The organism is uncultured Devosia sp., from assembly GCF_964244875.1.
In the GTDB taxonomy this organism is placed as follows: Bacteria; Pseudomonadota; Alphaproteobacteria; order Rhizobiales; family Devosiaceae; genus Devosia.
The window spans coordinates 76301-97564 of record NZ_CAXTKA010000014.1 but is presented as its reverse complement, the minus strand read 5'-3'; the positions used below and the strand labels follow the sequence as shown (position 1 = coordinate 97564).

17 protein-coding genes are annotated in these 21264 nt (G+C 63.4%); 11 read left to right on the top strand and 6 right to left on the bottom strand.

Features of this window, described 5'->3' with window-relative positions; genetic code table 11:
- Window positions 1-52 precede the first annotated feature (52 nt).
- The gene (ubiB, locus tag ACFE8X_RS15325) at window positions 53-1591 is read right to left on the bottom strand and encodes a 2-polyprenylphenol 6-hydroxylase (protein ID WP_375452358.1); all 1539 of its coding nucleotides are present in this window, start codon (window positions 1589-1591) and stop codon (window positions 53-55) included.
- A gap of 6 nt (window positions 1592-1597) precedes the next feature.
- A complete protein-coding gene (gene ubiE / locus ACFE8X_RS15320) occupies window positions 1598-2362 on the bottom strand; it encodes a bifunctional demethylmenaquinone methyltransferase/2-methoxy-6-polyprenyl-1,4-benzoquinol methylase UbiE (RefSeq protein WP_375452357.1) in 765 nt (254 codons plus the stop codon).
- A 96-nt stretch (window positions 2363-2458) separates the two neighbouring features.
- Here ubiE and mutM point away from each other — a divergent pair, with 96 nt between their 5' ends.
- From mutM to dnaA, 3 genes are all read left to right on the top strand, one after another.
- Window positions 2459-3346 (top strand): bifunctional DNA-formamidopyrimidine glycosylase/DNA-(apurinic or apyrimidinic site) lyase, encoded by an 888-nt coding sequence (mutM, locus tag ACFE8X_RS15315; protein WP_375452356.1) that lies wholly within the window; start codon window positions 2459-2461, stop codon window positions 3344-3346.
- A gap of 143 nt (window positions 3347-3489) precedes the next feature.
- Window positions 3490-3756 (top strand): 30S ribosomal protein S20, encoded by a 267-nt coding sequence (rpsT, locus tag ACFE8X_RS15310; RefSeq protein ID WP_375452355.1) that lies wholly within the window; start codon window positions 3490-3492, stop codon window positions 3754-3756.
- Between the two features lie 903 nt (window positions 3757-4659).
- Entirely contained in the window at window positions 4660-6105 is a 1446-nt protein-coding gene (gene dnaA, locus ACFE8X_RS15305; RefSeq protein WP_375452380.1) for a chromosomal replication initiator protein DnaA, read from the top strand.
- Window positions 6106-6279: 174 nt separating this feature from the next.
- Here the strand turns inward: dnaA and ACFE8X_RS15300 are convergent, their stop codons facing one another.
- The gene (locus tag ACFE8X_RS15300) at window positions 6280-7125 is read right to left on the bottom strand and encodes an SDR family NAD(P)-dependent oxidoreductase (RefSeq protein WP_375452354.1); all 846 of its coding nucleotides are present in this window, start codon (window positions 7123-7125) and stop codon (window positions 6280-6282) included.
- A 221-nt stretch (window positions 7126-7346) separates the two neighbouring features.
- Here ACFE8X_RS15300 and dnaN point away from each other — a divergent pair, with 221 nt between their 5' ends.
- The 5 genes from dnaN to ACFE8X_RS15275 all read left to right on the top strand — a co-directional run bounded on the left by dnaN (window position 7347) and on the right by ACFE8X_RS15275 (window position 13425).
- On the top strand, window positions 7347-8468 hold the full coding sequence (gene dnaN / locus ACFE8X_RS15295) for a DNA polymerase III subunit beta (protein ID WP_375452353.1): 1122 nt from the start codon (window positions 7347-7349) through the stop codon (window positions 8466-8468).
- Window positions 8469-8655: 187 nt separating this feature from the next.
- Complete coding sequence (gene recF, locus ACFE8X_RS15290; protein ID WP_375452352.1) at window positions 8656-9783, top strand: DNA replication/repair protein RecF; 1128 nt, start codon at window positions 8656-8658, stop codon at window positions 9781-9783.
- A 100-nt stretch (window positions 9784-9883) separates the two neighbouring features.
- The gene (gene gyrB, locus ACFE8X_RS15285) at window positions 9884-12310 is read left to right on the top strand and encodes a DNA topoisomerase (ATP-hydrolyzing) subunit B (RefSeq protein WP_375452351.1); all 2427 of its coding nucleotides are present in this window, start codon (window positions 9884-9886) and stop codon (window positions 12308-12310) included.
- A 103-nt stretch (window positions 12311-12413) separates the two neighbouring features.
- Window positions 12414-12743, top strand: coding sequence for a hypothetical protein (locus ACFE8X_RS15280; RefSeq protein ID WP_375452350.1), 330 nt, complete (start codon window positions 12414-12416; stop codon window positions 12741-12743).
- Window positions 12700-13425, top strand: a complete 726-nt coding sequence (locus ACFE8X_RS15275) for a nucleotidyl transferase AbiEii/AbiGii toxin family protein (RefSeq protein ID WP_375452349.1) — start codon at window positions 12700-12702, stop codon at window positions 13423-13425. The genes ACFE8X_RS15280 and ACFE8X_RS15275 overlap by 44 nt, the downstream gene beginning before the upstream one ends.
- A gap of 97 nt (window positions 13426-13522) precedes the next feature.
- Here the strand turns inward: ACFE8X_RS15275 and ACFE8X_RS15270 are convergent, their stop codons facing one another.
- Window positions 13523-14344: an alpha/beta fold hydrolase gene (locus tag ACFE8X_RS15270; protein ID WP_375452348.1), complete on the bottom strand. Its 822-nt coding sequence runs from the start codon at window positions 14342-14344 to the stop codon at window positions 13523-13525.
- Between the two features lie 310 nt (window positions 14345-14654).
- On the opposite strand from ACFE8X_RS15270, the gene ACFE8X_RS15265 reads away from it, so the two are divergent.
- Window positions 14655-17300, top strand: coding sequence for a PBP1A family penicillin-binding protein (locus ACFE8X_RS15265; protein WP_375452347.1), 2646 nt, complete (start codon window positions 14655-14657; stop codon window positions 17298-17300).
- A 206-nt stretch (window positions 17301-17506) separates the two neighbouring features.
- Window positions 17507-18070, top strand: a complete 564-nt coding sequence (locus tag ACFE8X_RS15260; protein WP_375452346.1) for a cupin domain-containing protein — start codon at window positions 17507-17509, stop codon at window positions 18068-18070.
- A gap of 18 nt (window positions 18071-18088) precedes the next feature.
- On the opposite strand, the gene ACFE8X_RS15255 is transcribed toward ACFE8X_RS15260, so the two are convergent.
- Both ACFE8X_RS15255 and ACFE8X_RS15250 read right to left on the bottom strand, forming a co-directional pair.
- Window positions 18089-18820: a M48 family metallopeptidase gene (locus ACFE8X_RS15255; protein ID WP_375452345.1), complete on the bottom strand. Its 732-nt coding sequence runs from the start codon at window positions 18818-18820 to the stop codon at window positions 18089-18091.
- Window positions 18821-19198: 378 nt separating this feature from the next.
- Window positions 19199-19678, bottom strand: coding sequence for a DUF2852 domain-containing protein (locus ACFE8X_RS15250; RefSeq protein WP_375452344.1), 480 nt, complete (start codon window positions 19676-19678; stop codon window positions 19199-19201).
- Window positions 19679-19829: 151 nt separating this feature from the next.
- On the opposite strand from ACFE8X_RS15250, the gene ACFE8X_RS15245 reads away from it, so the two are divergent.
- Window positions 19830-21149 (top strand): ActS/PrrB/RegB family redox-sensitive histidine kinase, encoded by a 1320-nt coding sequence (locus ACFE8X_RS15245; protein WP_375452343.1) that lies wholly within the window; start codon window positions 19830-19832, stop codon window positions 21147-21149.
- Window positions 21150-21264: the final 115 nt, after the last annotated feature.

Here is a 21264-nt window from a genome sequence, read left to right as displayed (position 1 = left end):
AGGGCCGGGGGCGGCAAGGCGCTGACGATTGATTGTAGCGGCGCCTCGAGCCTCAGGACGTCGCCACCCGCCAGATGATCACCGCGACCAGCGCCATCGCCAGCCAGCCCAGCGCCAGCACCATCGGACGCGGCAACATCGCGCCATTCGGCTTTTCGGCCTGGTAGTCGGCCAGTATCGCCTCGGTCTGCGCCAGAATGACCGGCACCCGCCGCGCCGCATCGGCAAAGACCCGCAACCCGTCCTTGACGTCCTCGATCTTGCCCACCGGGCCTTCCTCGCGGCGCAGCCAGTCGCCCACCACCGGCTCGGCGATGGTCCAGATATCCAGGTTGGGATCGAGCGCACGTGCCACCCCTTCCACCAGCACCATGGATTTTTGCAGCAGCACCAGTTCGGGCCGGGTCTGCATGTCGAACAGGTCGGTAATGACGAACAATTGCCCCAAGACGCGCGCCATCGAAATGTCCTGCGCCGTGCGTCCATGCAGCGGCTCGCCGATCGAGCGGATCGCCAGCGAGAAATCATCCACCGATTGCGCCGCCGGCACATAGCCGATGTCGAAATGGCGCTGCGCCACCAGCCGGTAATCGCGCGTGATGAAGCCGAACAGGATATCGGCAAGGAACCGCCGTTCCCCCCGGTTGATCCGGCCCATGATGCCGAAATCCACCGCCACTATCGCATTGGTGCGCGGATCGGCGAACAGATTGCCCGGATGCATGTCGGCGTGGAAAAATCCGTCGCGGATCGCATGCCGTAAAAAGTTCTGTAGCAGGCTCCTGGCCAGAGCCTTGCGATCCACCCCCGCAGCGTCCAGCGCTGCCGTGTCGCGGATGGGGATGCCGTCGACCCAGGTGGTGGTCAAGACGTTTTGCGCGGTATGATCCCAACTGACGCTGGGAATGACGAAGCCTTCGTCGTCCTTGATGTTCTGGGCAAATTCGCTGATCGCCGCCGCTTCCAGCCGCAGATCGAGCTCCAGCCGCGCCGAGCGGTCGAGCGTTTCCACCACCTGTGTCGGCTTGAGCCGCCGCGTCGAGCGCACCAGCCGCTCGGCCAGCCTGGCGCCGGCATAAAAGCTTTCAATATCGGCCATGAAGCGTTGCGCCACGCCGGGCCGCAGGATCTTGACGGCCACGACTTGGCGCAGCCCGCTCGCCGCAACCAGCCTGGCGCGATGCACCTGCGCGATCGAGGCCGCGGCAATGGGCGCGGACAATTCCGTCAGCTCAGCCGCCTTGGCGCCCAGCGCGTCCAGCAGGATGGTGGGTACCAGATCCGCGTCGAACGGCTCCATCTTGTCCTGCAGCCCGGCCAGATCCGCCGCCACCTGGGGACCCACCACGTCGGGCCGCGTCGCCAGCGTCTGGCCGAACTTCACGTAAGTGGGCCCCAAAAGGTTGAGCGCCCGGTTCAGCCGCTCCACATGGCCCGTGCGCCGCACCGATCCGCGCTCGATTGCCCGGCCCAGCCCGATTCCCAGGCGCAGCGGCATGGGCAGGTCTCGCGCCACGATGATGGACAGCGCGCCTTCGCGGGCCAGCACATAGCCAGCCCGAACCAGCCGGAAATAGGCGGAAATCAGCATCTGAACCTAGATCTTCCAGCCGGAAAACAGCGCCGCGATATTGCCGCTGAATGGGGTATGCCTGGCCCGTTTGAACCCGGCGCCCGTCAGCATGCCGGTAAAGGCCTCAGGCGTCGGGAACTTGCGGATCGAGTCCACCAGATACTGGTAGGGCTGGCTGTCCCCGGTCACGAGCCTGCCCATGGGCGGGATCACCCGATCGGAAAAGGCCTGGTAAACACTGTCCAGTCCTGGCACGTCGACCTGGGAAAATTCTAGCACCAGGATGCGCCCGCCACGCTTGAGCACGCGATGAGCCTCCCCCAGCGCCTTTTGGATGCGCGGCACGTTGCGGATGCCGAAGGCGATCGTATAGGCATCAAAGCTGTTGTCGGGAAACGGCAGCTCTTCGGCATTGGCTTCGGTAAAGCTCGCCTGCGCCCGATAGCGCCAGCCTTTGGCACGCTCGGTGCCCACGCGCAGCATGTCCGCATTGATGTCGGCGATGACCACTTCGGCATAACCCATCGAGGCGTTGATGATGCGCTCGGCGATGTCGCCGGTGCCCCCCGCCATGTCCAGCACGCGATAGGGCCGCGCACCCGCCTTGGGCGGGGCCAGATCGGCGACCATGGCGGTCTTCCAGACCCGGTGAATGCCCCCGCTCATCAGATCGTTCATCAGGTCGTACCGGTCGGCGACCCCGTGGAACACCGCGTTGACAAGCCCCTGCTTGTCCTCTAGCGCCACCATCTGCTCGCCGAAATGGGTCGTCTCGCTGACCTGTGTCATTGGCTCTCGCCTTTGTCCGTTTGCGTTGGCCGCACCATAGCGAAGCCCCATGGCGTTTGCCATGGCGCAAAGCCGCACAGGTGGAGGACGTCTGCAATGCCGGAATTGCCCGAAGTCGAAACCGTCCGCCGGGGCCTCGAACCCTGGCTTGTCGGTGCCACCATCGAAAAAGTGCGCCTGCATCGGGCCAATCTGCGCTTTCCATTTCCCGAGGGCCTGGCGGCGGCACTTGCAGGCCAAACCATCACCAGCGTCGGCCGTCGCGCCAAATATCTGCTGATCGGCTTGTCCAACGGCAAGACCGTCCTCAGCCATCTGGGTATGACCGGCTCCTGGCGGTTTGCCGAACACGCCATCGACAAGCCCCCGCGCTACTACGAAATCGAGCCGGTGCCCAGGCACGACCATATGGTTTGGGCCCTGTCCCATCCCAGCCACGGGCCGTCCCACCTGATCTATGCCGATCCGCGCCGCTTCGGCTTTGTCGATCTCTATGACGATCTGGCCGACAGCCCCTATCTGACGGGCCTGGGTCCCGAACCCCTGTCCAACAGCTTCAATGCCGATGCACTGATCGCGGCGTTCCGGGGCAAGAAGTCCCCCATCAAGGCAGCGCTGCTCGACCAGCGCGTGGTTGCCGGCCTGGGCAATATCTACGTTGCCGAAGCGCTGCACCGCGCCCACATCCTGCCCACCATCCATGCCGGCACCATGCTGACGGCCAGGGGCAAGGCCAAGCCGGCCGTCGAGCACCTGGTTTCTGCCGTTCGCCAGGTGCTGATCGAGGCCATCGAAGTGGGCGGCTCGACGCTGCGCGATTTCCGCAACGCCGATGGTGGCTCGGGCTATTTCCAGCATCGTTTCGCCGTCTATGATCGCGAGGGCGAACCCTGCCCGACCCCGCTTTGCACCGGCACCGTGGCCCGTATCGTCCAGTCCGGCCGTTCGACGTTTTACTGCCCGGTGTGCCAGCACAAGCCTTAGGGAATCCGGTTGACGAGCAGGGGGCTTTCCCCTATAGACCGCCCGAATGGCGGCCGTTCTGATGCCGCCGCTTTCATTTTCACCCCGGACGTGTGTCGCCTGATCGCGATTTCGGCCGGAGGAACGCGCCCAAGAGGACCACGATGGCCAACACTCCTTCAGCCAAGAAGGCCACCCGCAAGATCGAAGCCCGCACCGCGGTCAACAAGTCGCGCCGTTCGCGCGTGCGCACCTTCATCCGCAAGGTCGAGGAAGCCATCGTCGCCGGCGATCACAGCCTGGCCGTGGAGGCGCTGCGCGCCGCCGAACCCGAGATCAACCGCGCCGCCACCAAGGGCATTGTTCACGCCAATCTTGCGGCCCGCAAGGTCAGCCGCCTCAATAGCCGCGTCAAGGCTTTGAGCGCCTGATCCGACGCGACGACAAGGGAGCGGACCACTGGGTCCGTAACTGGACAAAGGGCTCCGCAAGGGGCCCTTTTTGTTTATCGGCAACACGGAAGTGTTTTTCGCTGCTGGCTGTCATATGACATTGCGGTGACGGCGACGCCGACTCACCCCATGCATGGGTGCTATGCAGGTTTTTGCTGTAATACCAATGGCTTAACAGTCAAAATGTTGCCTTCGTACACAATGCCGGCCCGGCCCACCCGGATAATTTTACCCGCTTCCAAAATAAATTTCCTGCCACCTTCCACAGCATTCCGCACCGAATCTGCGTTGAGTCACAGAGCCTTGCTTTGGCCTCTTTTTGACCAGCGCCGAATGGATTTTATCAGGCTCCAGAGTCAACCCCCCCACGAAAGATTCATCTGTTGCAGCCCTAAAATCCAGCCTTTAAGGTAATCTCGTCAGCTTGAGAAAAGACGGCTTCAAAGTACGTTTTACCAAAGCTGGCAGGGTCTGTTGTGGGGCATTGAAGTGAGTTGGGGCGGCGGCAGCGATGTCTCGCCAATGGTGCCGATAACGGTTGCATGACAGCATCATGGTGCGGTGTGGGTCAATCCGGTCGGGCATTTATCGAGTAACCGCTGGCCGGCTCCGGTCAGGTTCAAGTGATAGTGCAAGCAGGTTGAACGGCGGCTGACCGCCGGAAAGAATTTTCGTCCCCAGTTTGGGGGCAGGCGAAGCTTTGGCTGGCCGCTTGGAGCGCCGGCGTGACGAACAGGGCGCCGGCTGGTTTTTGCGGACCGCGGCGAAGCAGCAATGGGGCACACCGATATGATCACTGCACAGACCAGCGCCGGGGGCGAGGATTGGGGCCGCACGGATCGGGCCTCCTCGACACCAGCAACCAAAGGCGATGCGTCCGTGATGAACTCAACCGATTGTCTGTCCGAAGCCCAGCGCGACCTCTGGAACCGGGTTCGGGCGCGGCTCAAGGCTGGTGTCGGCGAGGATGTGTTCACCTCCTGGTTCGCCCGGCTGGAACTGGAAGAGGTCGTGGACGATCTCGCCCATCTTTCGGCGCCCACCCGGTTCTTGTGCTCCTGGGTACAGTCCAACTATGCGGACCGCATTCTGCAGGCTTTCCAGCAGGATTCCGCGGTTATTGCCCGTCTGCAGGTCACCTTGCGTGTCAACGGCCAAGCCCGTCCGCGCCTGGCACCCCAGCCGGTCGAGGCCGCCAGCCCCGAGGTGCCGCCTGCTGTTGCCCCGCAGGTCACCGCCATGCCGCGCCTCGTGCGCGACAACACCGCGCAAAAGGGCGACGCCCTGTCCGGCAGCGCCATCGACGCGCGCATGACCTTTGACAGCTTCGTGCCCGGCGGGCCCAACGAAATGGCGCTCGGCGTCGCCCGCCAGATCGCCCAGGCGGCGGCCAATAACAGCGTGACCTTCAATCCGGTCTATATTCATTCCACCGTCGGCCTGGGCAAGTCCCATCTGCTCAACGCCATCGCCCACGCTACCCAGCAGGCCGACCCGTCCAAGAACATCGTTTATCTGACCGCCGACCACTTCATGTACCATTTCATCACGGCCGTGCAGCGCCAGTCGGCGCTCGGCTTCAAGGAATGGCTGCGCCGGGTCGATCTGCTCTTGATCGATGACATGCAGTTCCTGCAGGGCAAGTCCGCCACCGAGTTCGGCCATACCCTGGGCACCCTGCTGACCGGCGCCAAGCAGGTCGTAGTCGCGGGCGACGCGCCGCCGCGCGATCTGGAAATGCTCGACGAACGCGTCCGCTCGCGCCTGTCGGGCGGGCTGGTGGTGCCCATTTCCACCTTCGATATCGAGCTGCGCCGCGCCATCGTGCAGCGCCGGGCCGACCAGGCCACCGCCCGCTTCGGCATGCATTTCCCCACCCCGGTGATCGACTATATCTCGCGCGTCGTGGTCAGCCATGGCCGCGATCTCGACGGCGCCGTCAATCGCCTCGTCGCCGCCAACCAGCTGACCGGCGAGTTGATCACCGTGCCGCTGGCCGAAAAGACCTTGGGCGATCTGATCCGTTCGCACGAAGCGCGCCGCGTACGCATCGAGGACATTCTCAAGATCGTTTCGCGCCACTATAAGGTGCCGCGCAATGAACTGCTCTCGGCCCGCCGCTCGCGCGATGTGGTTCGTCCACGCCAGATTGCCATGTTCCTGGCCAAGGCGTTGACGAGCCGCTCCCTCCCCGAAATCGGCCGGCGCTTCGGCGGACGCGACCACACCACCGTGCTGCATTCCGTCCGCAAGGTCGAACAGATGATCAAGGACGACGTGGAACTGGCCCAGGAGATCGAGCTGTTGAAGCGGATGCTGGAGGAGTAATTCTGCGCTCGCTGATAACTCCTAACCCCTCACCCTGCTTGCTCCGCTGAACGCGTCGCAAGCTGTCCCTCTCCCACAAGGGGCGAGGGGTGACGACTGAGAATTCTCGGCTCTTTCCCCTTCTCCCCTCGTGGGAGAAGGTGCCCGAAGGGCGGATGAGGGGGCCTTGCTTGCCTACCGCGGCAGTTCCCGCCCCATGAATTCCGCGAACTTTTCCTTCCAATCCGGATGCCAGCGCGACAGCGCCGGGCGGTTCTCGATGATGTCCATCGCGTTCCAGTAAATGCGCTTGTGATCAGTCGCGTTGGGGGTATCATCGTCCGGGCAGAGGATGAAAAACTCGTCCCGCCCGATGGCCGCTTCCATGAAGCCGATTACCTGTTCGGGCAGCCAGGCGCCTGCCCGGTGCTCGGCCTCCCCGGTCGTGGTCCAGCCCGGGATCAGCAGATGGGCGCTGACCCGGCCGCCTTCCCGCTCGCGCAGGTCGCGCGCCAGGTTCTGCGTATAGGCGTTCACGGCAGCCTTGGAGGTGTTGTAGGCCGCATTGCCGGGCGGGTTGGTCAGGCCCTGCTTGGAGCCGGTATTGACGATCGCGCCCGCCCGCCCCGAAGCCAGCATGCCGGGCAGGAATGCCTGCACTCCATTGACGGGCCCAAGCACATTGACCGCCAGCGTCACCTGCCAGTTCTCGATCGGATCGAGCGTGCCCCCGGCGCCGCCGGAAACAAAGGCGGCGGCATTGTTCATCAACAGGGTCGGTGCCCCGAACCGCTGCGCGACGCGATTGGCCAGGTGGACCATGGCGCCGGCATCGGCCACGTCCAGCGTTTCGGCCATGACATTGTCGAGGCCGACAAGGCCGGCCAGTTCGGCGGCGATCGTGCCCAGCTTGGCCGCGTTGACATCGACCAGAACGATGCGCATGCCGGCTTCGGCCGCCCGGCGCGCCGCAGCCCGCCCGATGCCGCTGGCGCCTCCGGTGATGACGGCAACGCCGTCCCTGGTAAAACTAGCGGCCATGATCGATCCTGCAGCGTTAGGGAAACTGGCGCACCCTAACCCAAGATCACCGCCCGTGCAGCTTTCCTCGTCGGACAAATGCCGCAGCCGCATGCGGCCATTTGCCGTGGGCAAGTGCCGGCGCGCCCTTGCCTTTGCCCCCACATCTTGTAAAGGTCCAAACCCCGGTGCTCCGGGGTTTTCCCAACACCGAACCGCCGCCTGTTGCCAAGGATTTTTCGATGAAGGTCACGCTCGAACGCAATCATCTGCTCAAATCGCTGAGCCATGTGCATCGGGTCGTGGAACGGCGCAATACCTACCCGATCCTGGCCAACGTGCTGTTCAAGGCCCACGACGATATGGTCGAACTGCGCGCCACCGACCTGGACATCGAGGTCACCGAAAGCGTGCCCGCCATGGTCGGTACCCCAGGCACCACCACCGTGCCCGCCCATACCCTTTATGAAATCGTGCGCAAGCTCAGCGACGGCGCCGAAGTCCGGCTCGAAACCGATGGCGCCGAAAACATGGTGCTGACTTCGGGTCGCTCGCGCTTCAATCTGCAGTGCCTGTCGCCCGACAGCTTCCCTGATTTGAAATCGGGCAGTTTCGGCCACGAATTTTCCCTGCCGGCCTCGGCTTTGCGCGAGCTGATCGAGCGCACGCAATTCGCCATTTCCAACGAGGAAACCCGCTACTACCTCAATGGCATCTATTTGCACACCGTGGACATTTCCAATGCTGGCATCGTGTTGCGGGCCGTAGCGACCGATGGCCACCGCATGGCCCGCGCCGAGATCGAAGCGCCGTCCGGCGCCGGCGGCATGCCCGGCATCATCGTGCCGAAAAAGACCGTCGGTGAAGTTCAAAAACTGCTCGATGGCGCCGATGGCGAGGTTGCCGTGGAAGTGTCCGAAACCAAGATCCGCTTCAAGCTCGGCTCGGTCGTACTGCTCTCCAAGCTGATCGAAGGCACTTTCCCCGATTACGACCGGGTGACGCCCAAGAACAACGACAAGCAGATGAACGTCGACCGCGCCGCCTTTGCCACGGCAGTGGATCGCGTTTCCACCATCGCCTCCGAACGCGGCGGCAAGGCCGTCAAGCTCTCCGCCAAGGATGGGCTCCTGGAACTCTCGGTCACCAATCCCGATCACGGCACGGCCTCAGAAGAATTGGCCGTCGAATTCGACACCGACGGCTTCGAGATCGGCTTCAATGCCCGCTACCTCCTCGATATCGTTGGCCAAATCCGCAGCGACAGCGCGGTGTTCATGTTCAACGATGCCGGCTCGCCCACGCTGGTGCGTGAGGATGGCGAGGCCAAGGCACTGTATGTGCTGATGCCGATGCGGGTTTGACGCGGCTACATCTGCGTTTGAACCAGCATCGCACCCCTCACCCGCCGCGTTGCGGCGACCTCTCCCCGGAGGGGCGAGGTGAGGCAGGGGCTCGTTCGCTCGTCTGGCATTTGACCATCGAGTTTTCCCATGCGTCCCCTCGCCCCTTCGGGGAGAGGGCCAGGGTGAGGGGTCTTCGACACCAGCCATGACCCGCCACATTTCCCGCCTCCGCCTCACCGCCTTCCGCAATTACGCCACCGCGGCGCTTGATCTGGACGAGCGTCATGTCGTCCTCACCGGCCCCAATGGCGCCGGCAAGACCAACCTGCTCGAAGCCATTTCGCTGCTCTCGCCCGGCCGGGGCCTGCGTCGGGCCAGTTTCGAGACCGTCCAGGCGCAGGGCTCCGATATCGGCTGGGCCGTTGCTGCATCGATCCAGACCGATGACGGCCCCGCCGATATCGGCACCGGCGCCGGCCTCGACGATGGCGGCCGGCGCGTGCGCATCAATGGCGCCAATGCCCGCTCGGTCGAGGCGATGAGCGATTACCTGCGCGTCCTTTGGCTGACCCCGGCCATGGATGGCCTGTTCTCGGGCCCCGCCAGCGACCGGCGTCGGTTCCTCGATCGGCTGGTGACCACGCTCATCCCCGGCCATTCCGCCGCCGTAGGGGATTTCGAAAAGGCCATGCGCCAGCGCAATCGCCTGCTCGAGGATGGTGGGGAAGCGCGCTGGCTCACGGCAATCGAAGCGCAGATGGCCCAGTCTGCCACCGCCATCCACCATGCCCGCACCGATAGCCTGGCGCAACTGCAGGCGTTGATCGCGCAAAGCCTTGAAGGCGACAGCTTTCCCGCGGCCCATCTGGCATTGTCCCCGTTGTTCGAGGATCGCCACGAGCCTCTGTCCTCCTCGGCGCTGGAAGCCGAACTGACGGCGCTCTGGGCCCGCTCCCGGAGCCTTGATCGTGCCGCTGGACGCACCATATCTGGGCCTCACCGCGTTGATCTGGAGGTAACCCATGCCCAAAAGGCCATGCCGGCGGCTCTGGGTTCAACCGGCGAGCAAAAGGCGCTGCTGATCGGGCTTGTTCTGGCCCAGGCGCGTCTGGTCAAGCTGCGCACTGCGATCACCCCGTTCCTGCTGCTCGACGAGATCGCCGCTCACCTCGATCCGGACCGGCGCCGGGCCTTGTTTCTGGCACTGGATCGACTGGGCGGCCAGTGCTTTCTGACCGGCACCGACCCCTTGCTGTTCGAGGCCCTGGCCGATCGGGCGCAGCCGATTACGGTACGGGATGGACGGCTCTATCCGGGCACTGCCCAAGCCTGACGCTATCCCCTGGCAAACCGGCCGAAAAGGCCAATTTGCTTGGGGTTTAGGTCCCTATCGAGTACAAGATTTTCACCGTAATTGAGTTGATTCGAAGCCCATGACCGATACCGATAAATCCTTGCCCTCCGAATACGGCGCCGACAGCATCAAGGTGCTCAAGGGGCTCGACGCGGTGCGCAAGCGCCCGGGCATGTATATCGGCGACACCGACGACGGCTCGGGCTTGCACCACATGGTCTATGAAGTGGTCGACAACGCCATTGACGAGGCCCTGGCCGGCCATGCCGATCTGGTGACGGTGACCCTCAATGCCGATGGCTCGGTTTCCGTGACCGACAATGGCCGTGGCATTCCTGTCGACCTTCACAAGGAAGAGGGCGTCTCGGCCGCCGAGGTCATCATGACCCAGCTGCATGCCGGCGGAAAGTTCGACCAGAATTCCTACAAGGTTTCGGGCGGCCTGCATGGCGTGGGCGTGTCCGTGGTCAATGCGCTGTCGGTCTGGCTCAAGCTCAAGATCCGCCGCAATGGCGACGTGCATGAAATGAGCTTTACCCACGGCGATGCCGATGGTCCACTCGAGATCACCGGCAAATATGAAGGGCGCAACGGCACTGAAGTCAGCTTCATGCCATCCCAGGATACCTTCACCATGGTGGAGTTCGACTTCAAGACGCTCGAGCATCGCCTGCGCGAACTGGCCTTCCTCAATTCGGGTGTCCATATCCTTCTGGCCGATCGCCGCCATGCCGATCCGGTTGATATCGACCTGTTTTACGAAGGCGGGCTCGAGGCTTTCGTGCAATATCTGGACAAGGCCAAAACCCCGATCATCAACAAGCCCATCGCCATCCTGCTGGAAAAGGATGGGATTACCGTCGAAGTGGCACTGCAGTGGAATGATTCATACCACGAGAATGTTTTGTGCTTTACCAACAACATTCCCCAGCGCGATGGCGGCACGCATTTGGCTGGCCTGCGCGGGGCGCTGACGCGCCAGGTCACCGGCTATGCCGATAGCTCGGGCATCAGCAAAAAGGAAAAGGTCACCCTGACCGGTGACGACACCCGCGAGGGGCTGACCTGCGTGCTCTCGGTCAAGGTTCCCGATCCCAAATTTTCCTCCCAGACCAAGGACAAGCTGGTCTCCTCCGAAGTCCGCCCGGTCGTGGAGAACGTCGTCAACGAAAAGCTCGGCCAGTGGTTCGAGGAACATCCCACCGAAGCCCGCCTGATCGCCAGCAAGGTCTCGGAAGCCGCCGCCGCCCGCGAGGCCGCCCGCAAGGCGCGCGAATTGACCCGCCGCAAGGGCGCGCTGGAAATCTCTTCCCTGCCCGGCAAACTGGCCGATTGCCAGGAACGTGATCCCGCCAAGTCCGAAATCTTCATCGTCGAGGGTGATAGCGCCGGCGGCTCCGCCAAGCAGGGCCGTGATCGCTCCACCCAGGCGGTCTTGCCGTTGCGCGGCAAGATTTTGAACGTCGAGCGCGCCCGTTTCGATCGCATGATCGGCTCCGACCAGGTCGGCACGCTGATCACCGCGCTGGGCACCGGCATCGGCCGTGAGGAATTCAACGTCGACAAGCTGCGCTACCATAAGATCATCATCATGACCGACGCCGATGTCGACGGCGCCCATATCCGCACCCTGCTGCTGACGTTCTTTTACCGCCAGACGCCCGAATTGATCGAGCGTGGCCACATCTATATCGCTCAGCCCCCGCTCTATAAGGTCAAGCGCGGCCAATCCGAGCAATATCTCAAGGACGAGCGGGCCCTGGAGGATTACCTGCTCTCCAGCGGGCTCGAAGAGGCGGTGTTCACCACCCGCGACGGGCTTGCCCATGCCGGTGCCGATCTGCTCGGCATCCTGCAGCAGGCGCGCGACATCGTTTATGCCATCGGCAATCTCAATACCCGCTACAACCGCAGCCTGGTCGAGCAGGCCGCCATTGTCGGCGGGCTCGATCCCGAGGGCCTGTCCGATCCGACCCGCATCACCGTCACCATGGAGCGTGTCGCCAACCGGCTCGACCGCATCTCCGACGAGCTGGAGCGCGGCTGGACGGGTCTGGTGACCGATGAGGAAGGGCTCAGCTTCTCGCGCACCGTGCGCGGCGTCGGCGAAACCCACCAGCTCGACCAGGCGCTGCTGCAATCGGCCGATGCGCGCAAGTTGCGCCAATTGGCCGAACGGCTGGACGAGCTGTATGGCGGTGTTCCCACGCTGACCCGCAAAGGCGAGACGACGCAGATTTTTGGCCCGGCCTCGCTGTTCAAGGCCGTCACCGATGCCGGCCGCAAGGGCGTGTCCCTGCAGCGCTACAAGGGCCTGGGCGAAATGAACCCCGGCCAGCTCTGGGAAACGACGCTCGATCCGAACGCGCGCACTTTGCTCAAGGTCGAAATCCGCGAAACCGACGAGGCCGACTCCATCTTCACCGCCCTGATGGGCGACTTGGTCGAGCCCCGCCGCGACTTCATCCAGGACAACGCCCTGAGCGTCAGCAATCTGGATGTTTAGCCTGCGGCCATAAGCAAGGCTAGTCGGACGGAAGACGCGGGGTTTTCATCGCCGTTCGAAGGCTTGGGTTATATTCCTCGCCCCCGTATGCTATGCTTTGGTGATGAGCGATCTGACGATAACCGCTGAAAACGATGCTGAAATCGCCTTTATGGCGAGCCGCTATCTTTGGTGGAAGCCGGTGGAGCAATCGGGTTTCTCGCGCCTTCGCAAGATCGCGCAGATCATGCATCTTGGCAGCTATGAGGAGATTCGCCACCTTGAGCTTTTGCTTGGCGAAGATAGCCTTGCCCAGGTGATGGTCAAATCCGAGGCCGGGTGGTTCGACGATCGCTCTTGGGATTTCTGGCGTGGACGCTTGTCGCTGTCCGCCAACCGCTCCATACCGAATGAACGACCAAAGCGGACATTCCGGCATGCCCCGGTGCTTTGACCCAAAGTTCAGCATATTGCCCCCGGCCCAGCGGGAAATCTGGGAACACCTGAGACCGGCCGCCGCACTGGGTCTGGTTCTCTACGGCGGTACCGCAATTGCCTTGCAACTGGGACACCGCGTATCGGTGGATTTCGATTTTTTCAGCTTCGAGCCTTTGGACAAGGCGGAATTGCAAGCTAAATTCTCCTTCTTGCCCGATGCCGAACGGTTGCAGGACAGTCCCGACACTCTCGTTGTATCCGCCAGGATGCCGTCCGGCTTCGTGAAACTATCCTTTTTCGGCGGCATGGGTTTTGGGCGGTTGCACGACCCGCTTCAGTCAAGCGATAGGGTCATGTTGGTGGCGTCGCTTGATGACCTGTTGGCCACCACGTTGAAGACTATCCACGACCGCGCGGAAGCCAAAGACTATCGCGACATTGCCGCGATGCTTACCGCCGGCATTTCATTGCCGCAAGGCCTGGCCACATTCAGGGCCATGTTTCACGGGGAGCCGCGCACAGCCCTCCTGGCCATAGGATATTTCGGCGACGGCGATATCGGCTCGCTGACCAAGACTGAAAAGCAAACGCTGATATCCGCTCGCGACCGGGTGCGCGATCTTCCGGAAATTTCGCTGATTGCCGGGTCTTTGGCCACAGCTGTCACCGACTGCGACGACGCTGATCGCGTGTTCTAGCCGAAGGGACAAGTCGCTCCGCGCGGGCGTCCAATTGGTTTGATCACCACCTCCCATGGCTTTCCCGCTCGCCGAAACCGACGAGCGGGCGAAGATGCTAGCCCCGCAAAAATGCCAGCAGATCCGCGGTGAACCGCTCCTTGTGCGTGGCGAACAGGCCGTGAGGGGCGCCTTCATATTCGATCAGCGTGGACTGCGCGATGCCCTTTGCCGCAGCACGGCCAGCGGCGTCGATCGGGACGGTCTTGTCGGCCGTGCCGTGAATGATCAGTGTCGGCACTGAAAAGGCGGCGAGATCGGGCCGGAAATCGGTGGTGGCAAAGGCTGCCGCGCAAGCCAGCGTCGGCTTGAGCCCGGCGGTCATGGCAACGGTCCAGGCATTGTCGACCATCTCCTGGCTGACCGAATGGTCCAACAGGCTGACCCCGAAAAAGCTCTTGAAGAAATCGGCGAAGAATTTGGCGCGATCCGCTTTCATGCCCTTGGTCATCCCCTCGAACACGTCCTGCGGCGTGCCGTCGGGATTGTCGGCGGTCTTGAGCATATAGGGCACGACCGAAGCGATCAGCCCGGCCTGGCGCAGGCCCTTGCCGCCGTGGCGCGACATGTAACGCGCGACCTCCCCGCCACCCATCGAAAAGCCGACCACCGTGGCGTCTTCGGCGCCGGTTGCGGCAATCACATCGGCCAGGTCGTCGGCCAGGGTATCATAGTCGTAGCCGGACCAGGGCTGGTCCGAACGGCCGAAGCCGCGCCGGTCATAGGCGATGGCGCGCATGCCGGCATCGGCAATGGCAACCGCCTGGTCGTCCCAGCTATCGGCCGACAGGGGCCAGCCGTGCAACAGGATGACGGGTCGCCCGCTGCCCCAATCCTTGACATAGAGTTCGGTGCCGTCACGGGTCTCGATCTTGGGCATGAGTGTTCCTTCTGCGCTATGATGCTGGCGAAACCCGGCGGCGCCACTTTGCGTTCCAGCGCCGCCAATCTGCCGGCCATCTTGTGATCGCCCAAGCCTTGTTGCCGGCCCGCAACACCGCCCTCGAACCGCTCGCAACCCACATAAACCGGCCACAATTTGTCCGGACAAGCAGAAGCCAGCGCGCCTGCGGCTCATTATCGTCGCGTCTGACGCGGGACGCGGTATTCAGCCTTCACATTGCAACAAGCTCGGTTTCCCGATTCAGTGGAACGGAGTACAAGGCGCTAGGCTCTCAGGGTTACGATTGATGGATTTTCGTTTGACCGCCGATGACCGTGTTGGCGCCCAAGGCAAAAAGGGCGGCGGCAAGCCCGTGCCCCAGGCCAAGCGGGGCAGCCGCGAGCGGGTCGAGCCCTCCATGGGACAGTCGGTCGGCGTCTTTGTCGATGACGAGCGTTCGGGCGGCACGCCGTCCAATCCCAAGAAAACGCCCAAGCGTGGCACCGCCAGAACGGCGCGCGCCAAGACGCCCAAGAAGCGGCGCTCGCGCACCGGTGGCTTGCTTATGGGCCTGTTTTATTGGGGCTTCATCTTCGCCATCTGGGGCGGCATCGCCCTGATCGGCGTCGTCGTTTACTATGGCATGCAATTGCCCTCGTCCAACACCTGGGCGGTGCCCGAACGCGCGCCCAATATCCGCATTCTGGCTGCCGATGGCCAATTGATCTCCAATCGCGGCCAGACCGGCGGCGAGGCGACGGTTCTGCACGAGCTGCCCGCCTATGTACCGGCCGCCTTCATCTCCATCGAAGACCGGCGCTTCTACGATCACTTCGGCGTCGATGTCATCGGCCTGGCTTCGGTGGCGCTGGAAAGTCTCAAAGCCGGCGGGGTGACCCGCGGCGCCTCCACCATCACCCAGCAGCTCGCCAAGAACCTCTTTCTCACACCCGACCAGACCTTTGCTCGCAAGGTGCAGGAAGCCATTCTGGCCGTCTGGCTGGAGCAGAATTATTCCAAGGACGAGATCCTCGAGCTCTATCTCAACCGCGTGTTCTTCGGCCACGGCGCCACCGGCATCGAGGCGGCGGCACAAACCTATTTCGGCAAATCCGCCCGCAATCTGACGCTGGGTGAGGCGGCTTTGCTCGCCGGCTCGCTCCAGGCCCCCTCGCGCCTCAATCCCAAGGGCGATCCCACGGCCACCGCCACCCGCCAGCGGCTCGTGCTTAATGCCATGGCCGAGGAAGGCTATATCAGCAAGGACGAAGCCACCGCCGCCCAGATCGATCCCAACCAGACCGTGCGCACCAAGGTGGCCGGCTCGGAATCCTATGTGGCCGATTGGGTGGAATCGCTGATGCAGGCCTATATCGGGGAGGTCGACGGCGACGTGATCGTCTCCACCACGCTCGATTGGCGCCTGCAGAAGGAAGCCGAAGTCATCGTGCGCGAAATGGTCGCCTCCGAAGGCCCCAAGCGGCATTTCACCCAAGGCGCGCTGGTCGCCATGGATGTCGATGGCACCGTGCGCGCCATGGTGGGCGGCGTCGATTACCAGGCCAGCCAATACAATCGCGCCGTCACCGCCAAGCGCCAGCCCGGCTCTACCTTCAAGCCGTTTGTTTATCTTGCGGCCATGGAAAAGGGCTATACCCCAGATACCCTGGCCGAGGATGCCCAGTTCGAATACCAGGGCTGGAGCCCCCGCAACGCCTCCGGCAAATATGCCGGCACCGTGACGCTGCGTCAAGGCCTGGCCTATTCGCTCAATACCGTCACGGCGCGTCTTGCCATCGACGTCACCCCCCAGGTGGTCATCGATACCGCCACGCGCATGGGCATTTCCTCGCCGCTGACGCCGGTGCCCTCCATCGCGCTGGGCACCCAGGAAGTGAACCTGCTCGAGCTCACCAGCGCCTACGCCCCCTTCGCCAATGGCGGCATGGGCGTCATTCCCAATGTGATCACCAAGATCGCCACCGCCGATGGCAAGGTTCTTTACGAAGCCAGCACGGCCGGTCCTGGCCAGGTCATAGCGCCCAATATCCTGGGTGAGATGAACGATATGTTGGAAACCGCGGTCGAAGTGGGTACCGGCAAGGGGGCCAATCTCAATGGCTGGACCTTTGGCGGCAAGACCGGCACCAGCCAGGAAGCCAAGGACGCCCTGTTCGTTGGCTATACCTCCCACATGGTGACCGGCGTCTGGCTCGGCAATGACGATGCCACCAAGACCACGCTGTCGGGCGGTAACGTCCCGGTGGCGATCTGGAGCCAGTTCATGACCAAGGCCCATGAAGGCCTGCAGATCGCGCCCATTCCCGGCGGCACTTATCAGAACGCCAGTTTGGGCGTGCCCCAGCCGGTGATCGACCCGGCCACCGGCCAGGCGGTGATCGATCCGGCAACGGGCCAGCCCATGGTGCAATATGTCGATCCGGCAACCGGCCAGCCGGTCCAGCCCGGGGCACAGGCTGCCCAGCAGGTCGATCCGGCCACGGGGCTGCCCTATCCGCAGATCGACCCCGCCACCGGCCAGCCGGTCCAAGGCGCCATGATCGACCCGGCGTCGGGCCAGCCCTATGCGCAGTCCCAGATCGACCCGGCCACAGGGCAGTTCGTGCAACCCACGATCGATCCCAATACCGGCCTGCCGATCCAGAGCCAGCCGGCGCAAAGCCAATATTACGATGCCAACGGCCAGCCCATCCAGGGCTATCAGGTCGATCCCAATGCGGGCCAGCAACCCAGCCAATATGTCGATCCCAATACCGGCCAGCTCTATGATGTCGGCGTGGATGCCAATGGGCAGCAGGTTCTGCTGCCGCCGGCCACGGTGGGCCAGCAGCCAGGCGGCTTTGATCCCAATGCCGGCCAGCCGACCGATCAGCAAAGCCCGCGCTCGCAACGCACCCTGATGGATTTGATCTTCGGCGATCAGCAGAACTAGCCGCATCCGCCAACGCGACCCACTCGGCGTTCGCGGCGGCGCTATGCGCGAAAACTGCCGATATCGGCAAGATTATCGTTCAACACCGCGCAAAAATGCGCTCAAATCAAACTGGCTGCATGCGCTGGCGTAAGCCTCGGGCCGGACGCCGCCGCTGGCCTGCCGCGACCGAGCGGAGCTGTAATTTTCTATGGGAGTTAAGCACGATGCCGACAACTGAACCCGAGCTGCATTGGTCCAAGCCCGACGGCATGCTGCCCAATAGCCGCTTTCCACTCCTGGTGCATCGCAACGGCATTGCCGGCGGTGGCGAGGATGCGGTCCGCGAGCGGCTGAGGAGCAATGACTGGTTCAACAACTGGAGCTACCCGGGCATCTACACCTACCATCATTTCCACTCCACCACCCATGAATGCCTTGGCGTTGCCCAGGGCTGGATGGACGTCGTCCTGTTCGGTCCTGGCGGTCTCTCGTTGCGCGTCCAAGCCGGCGACGTCATCGTCCTGCCCGCCGGCGTATCGCACTGCATGGTCGGGCAGTCCGATGACATCGTCATGGTGGGCGGCTATCCCGAAGGCCGCGATTGGGACAACATGCAGCAGGCCCACACCACCGAGGATTTGCGCCGCGCTGCCGCCAAGCGCATCATGATGCTGCCCATCCCGGCGCGCGATCCGGCGACCGGCCAGGCTATGCAGGCGTGGATCGACGCCCCGTCATCGGTCGATTCCGACCTCAACGACTTCCGCGACGGGCTTGATCCGAGCTAGGGCGGTCAGGGCGGCGCTCTAGGAGCCGTACAACATCAGTTCACGCCCATGCGCCTTGAGCCAGGCCCGCCCCCGCTCCATGTCGGGCAGGGTCCGCTTCACATTGGCCCAGAATGCGGCCGAATGGTTCATTTCGCGCAGATGGGCCACTTCATGGGCAGCCACATAGTCCAGCACATGCGGCGGCGCGATGATCAGCCGCCAATTGTAGTTGAGATTGCCGCTCGAAGAGCACGATCCCCAACGGCTCGACTGGCTGCGCAGCTTGATCGTGCGCACCACCACGCCCAACCGTTCGGCATGAACCGCGCTCTGCCGCGCCAGATCGATCGCCGCCTCCCCCTTGAGCCAGTCGACCAGCCGCCGCGCCTGGTGCTCGGGGTCGCCGGGCACCAGAAGGATCGGCACGCCGTCCTCCTCGCTTACGTTCACCCGGCCGCGTACCTTGCCGGTGCCCACGATGCGATGCGCTATGCCACGCACCGGCACTACGCCGCCGTCTCCCAGATTGACCGCCGCCGGCGCCCGCTGCAGCCTTACCGCCAGCCAATCGCTGTGGCGCAACAAGAACGCCTCCGCCTCCGCCCATTTGCCATGCGGCGGCAAGGTCAGCACCGGCACCCCGTCATGGGGAAGCGACAGCCGATAGCTGCGCGCCCGGGCATGCGTGCGCACTGCGACGCTGACCACCCGGCCGTCGATGCGCAGTTCGGTACTGGCGGGAATCGCAGGCTTGGCCTTGAAGAACACGGGAGCGGTGAACCTTTCCAGCGGGAATCATCGGGTGCATTTTAGCACGGACAGGGTTGCACGCTCGATAGGTCCCCTGCCATCGGGAGCAGGCAATCGCACATGGCCTGGGCACGATCCGGCCAGGACCCCCACCCATCCTCCCCCTTGAGTGGGAGGATGGGTGGGGGTGCGAGAGCCTCGATACAGCGATGGTAAAACCCCCACCTTGATCCTCCCCCTGGCACGGGGAGGGATCGACTGAGGCATTTTGCCAAGAGCCGTGGCTACTTGCTATAGCCCGCCTTGACGGGAAAGGCTCGAACCCAAAAAAAGGGCGCCCCTTTCGAGGCGCCCGGTCTCAATCGCTTTAGAACGATTGCCTCATAAGGAGCCGGCTCAGGCGTTGTTGCCGTTGCCCCAGCCGTTGTTATCGCCATTATTGTCCGGCTTGTTCTGGTCATAGCCCTGCCGATTGCCGCGGCGCTCGTTCATGAAGCGGTCGAACTCTTCACGATCCTTGGCCTTGTTGAGATTGGCCATGTACTCGTGGAAGGCTTCGATTTCCGCATCGAGCCGCGCGCGTTCTTCTTCGAGGCGGCGCAACTGTTCGGCGCGGTAGTCGTCGAACGCGGCATTGCCGCTCGAGGACTGCGCGAAATTGTGGCGGTTGGCGTGATGGCGGCCCTGATTGGGTGCGCACCAGTCACGGCCCTTGTTCCAATAGGCTTGCGCCTTGTCGGCGGAACCGCCAAAGCGTTCGCCCCAAAGGATATAGCCCAGAACCAGAAGGCCGACCGGCCAGAAGAAGATGAAGCCCAAAACCATCGCGGCGATGGTGATCGGCGACCATTGAGGTTTGATAAGCGCTGTGTTCATTGCGGTGATCTCTTTTCCCAGTCACGAATGCAGCAGAAGTGGCCCCGTCCCGGGTAGGATCAAGCATGTGCCCGCAAATTTTCGCCCTTGAAATTGCCAATGTCGCGCACCATGCGAGCGTGGTGGCGCGATCAGAACCAAGGAAAACCCGGTGACCTTGACACCAGTCGGCGGTCTGCCGCCACCCACCGCCGCGCGCCCGCTGCGCCTCGAAACCCTGGTGCTGCTGCGCTGGCTGGCCATTGCGGGCCAGACCATCGGCGTACTGTTCGTCGCCTTTGGCCTGGGTTTTCCGCTGCCGATGGCGCAATGTCTGGCGCTGATTGCGCTGTCGGCTGCGGTCAATATCGTCCTGGTGATGCGCTTTGGCTATAGCTATCGCCCCACCTCCATGTTTGCCGCCGGCCAGATCGCCTATGATCTGGCGCAACTGGGGTGTCTTCTGGCCTTGACGGGGGGCTTGCAAAATCCTTTCGCCATCCTGCTCCTGGCGCCGGTCTCGGTATCGGCCACCACCTTGCCGCAACGCGCTACCCTGGTCCTGGCCCTGCTTGCGGCGGCGATCGCCTCCCTGCTGTCGATCGTGCATTTGCCGCTGCCCTGGGACCCGAGCGCGCAGATCATCTTCAACCGCATCTATGTCATCGGCATCTGGGTTTCGCTGATCTGTGGCGTTGTCTTCATCGCCGCCTATACCATGCGCGTCGCTCATGAGGCCCGCCAGATCGGCGATGCCCTGGCGGCGACCGAACTGGCGCTGTCGCGCCGCGAACAGCTCAGCGCGCTCGACGGGATGGCCGCCGCCGCCGCCCACGAATTGGGCACCCCGCTGTCCACCATTGCCCTGGCGGCCAAGGAAATGCGCGGCGAGGCGGCGCCGGGCAGCGATCTGGCGGCCGATATCGAACTGATCATCGAGCAGGCGGCCCGCTGTCGTGCCATTCTCGCCAAGCTGCGCAATCTGGGGTCGGACGGCATGGATCCCTTCGCCGAAGCGCCCCTGACCGACCTTCTGGCCGAAGTTGCCCGCCCCCATGAGGGGCGCGGCAAGACCATCCTGTTTTATTCCGAACCGGCAGCCGGCCCGGCGCCGGTGTTTCAACGCAGTGTCGGCCTGCTCTATGGGCTGGGCAATCTGATCGAGAACGCTACCGATTTCGCCCGCCATTCGGTGCGTGTCGAGGCCAGCTGGGATCGCGCCGCCATCAGCGTCACCATCACCGATGACGGCCCCGGTTATGCGCCCGAACTGATCGCGCGCCTGGGCGAGCCCTATCTTACCAGCCGGCCGCGCGACCCGCAGGCGCACGACGCCGAACTGCCCGGCGGGCTGGGCCTGGGTATTTTCATCGCCAAGACCTTGCTTGAACGCACCGGCGGCCGCCTGGCCTTCCACAATATCGCCCCCGCTGGCCACGCCCAGGTGCGCATCGTCTGGCCCCGCTCGGCCATCGAGCCGCAAGCGCGTTAGGCTTGCACCGTGATCCGGGACCGCTATGGGGGTTTCACTCGGCGCTGCGACATCGTGCCCCTTGTGGCGTCGTCGCCGGAGGCAAACCTAAGCGGATGTAAATCCGCCTTTTCCC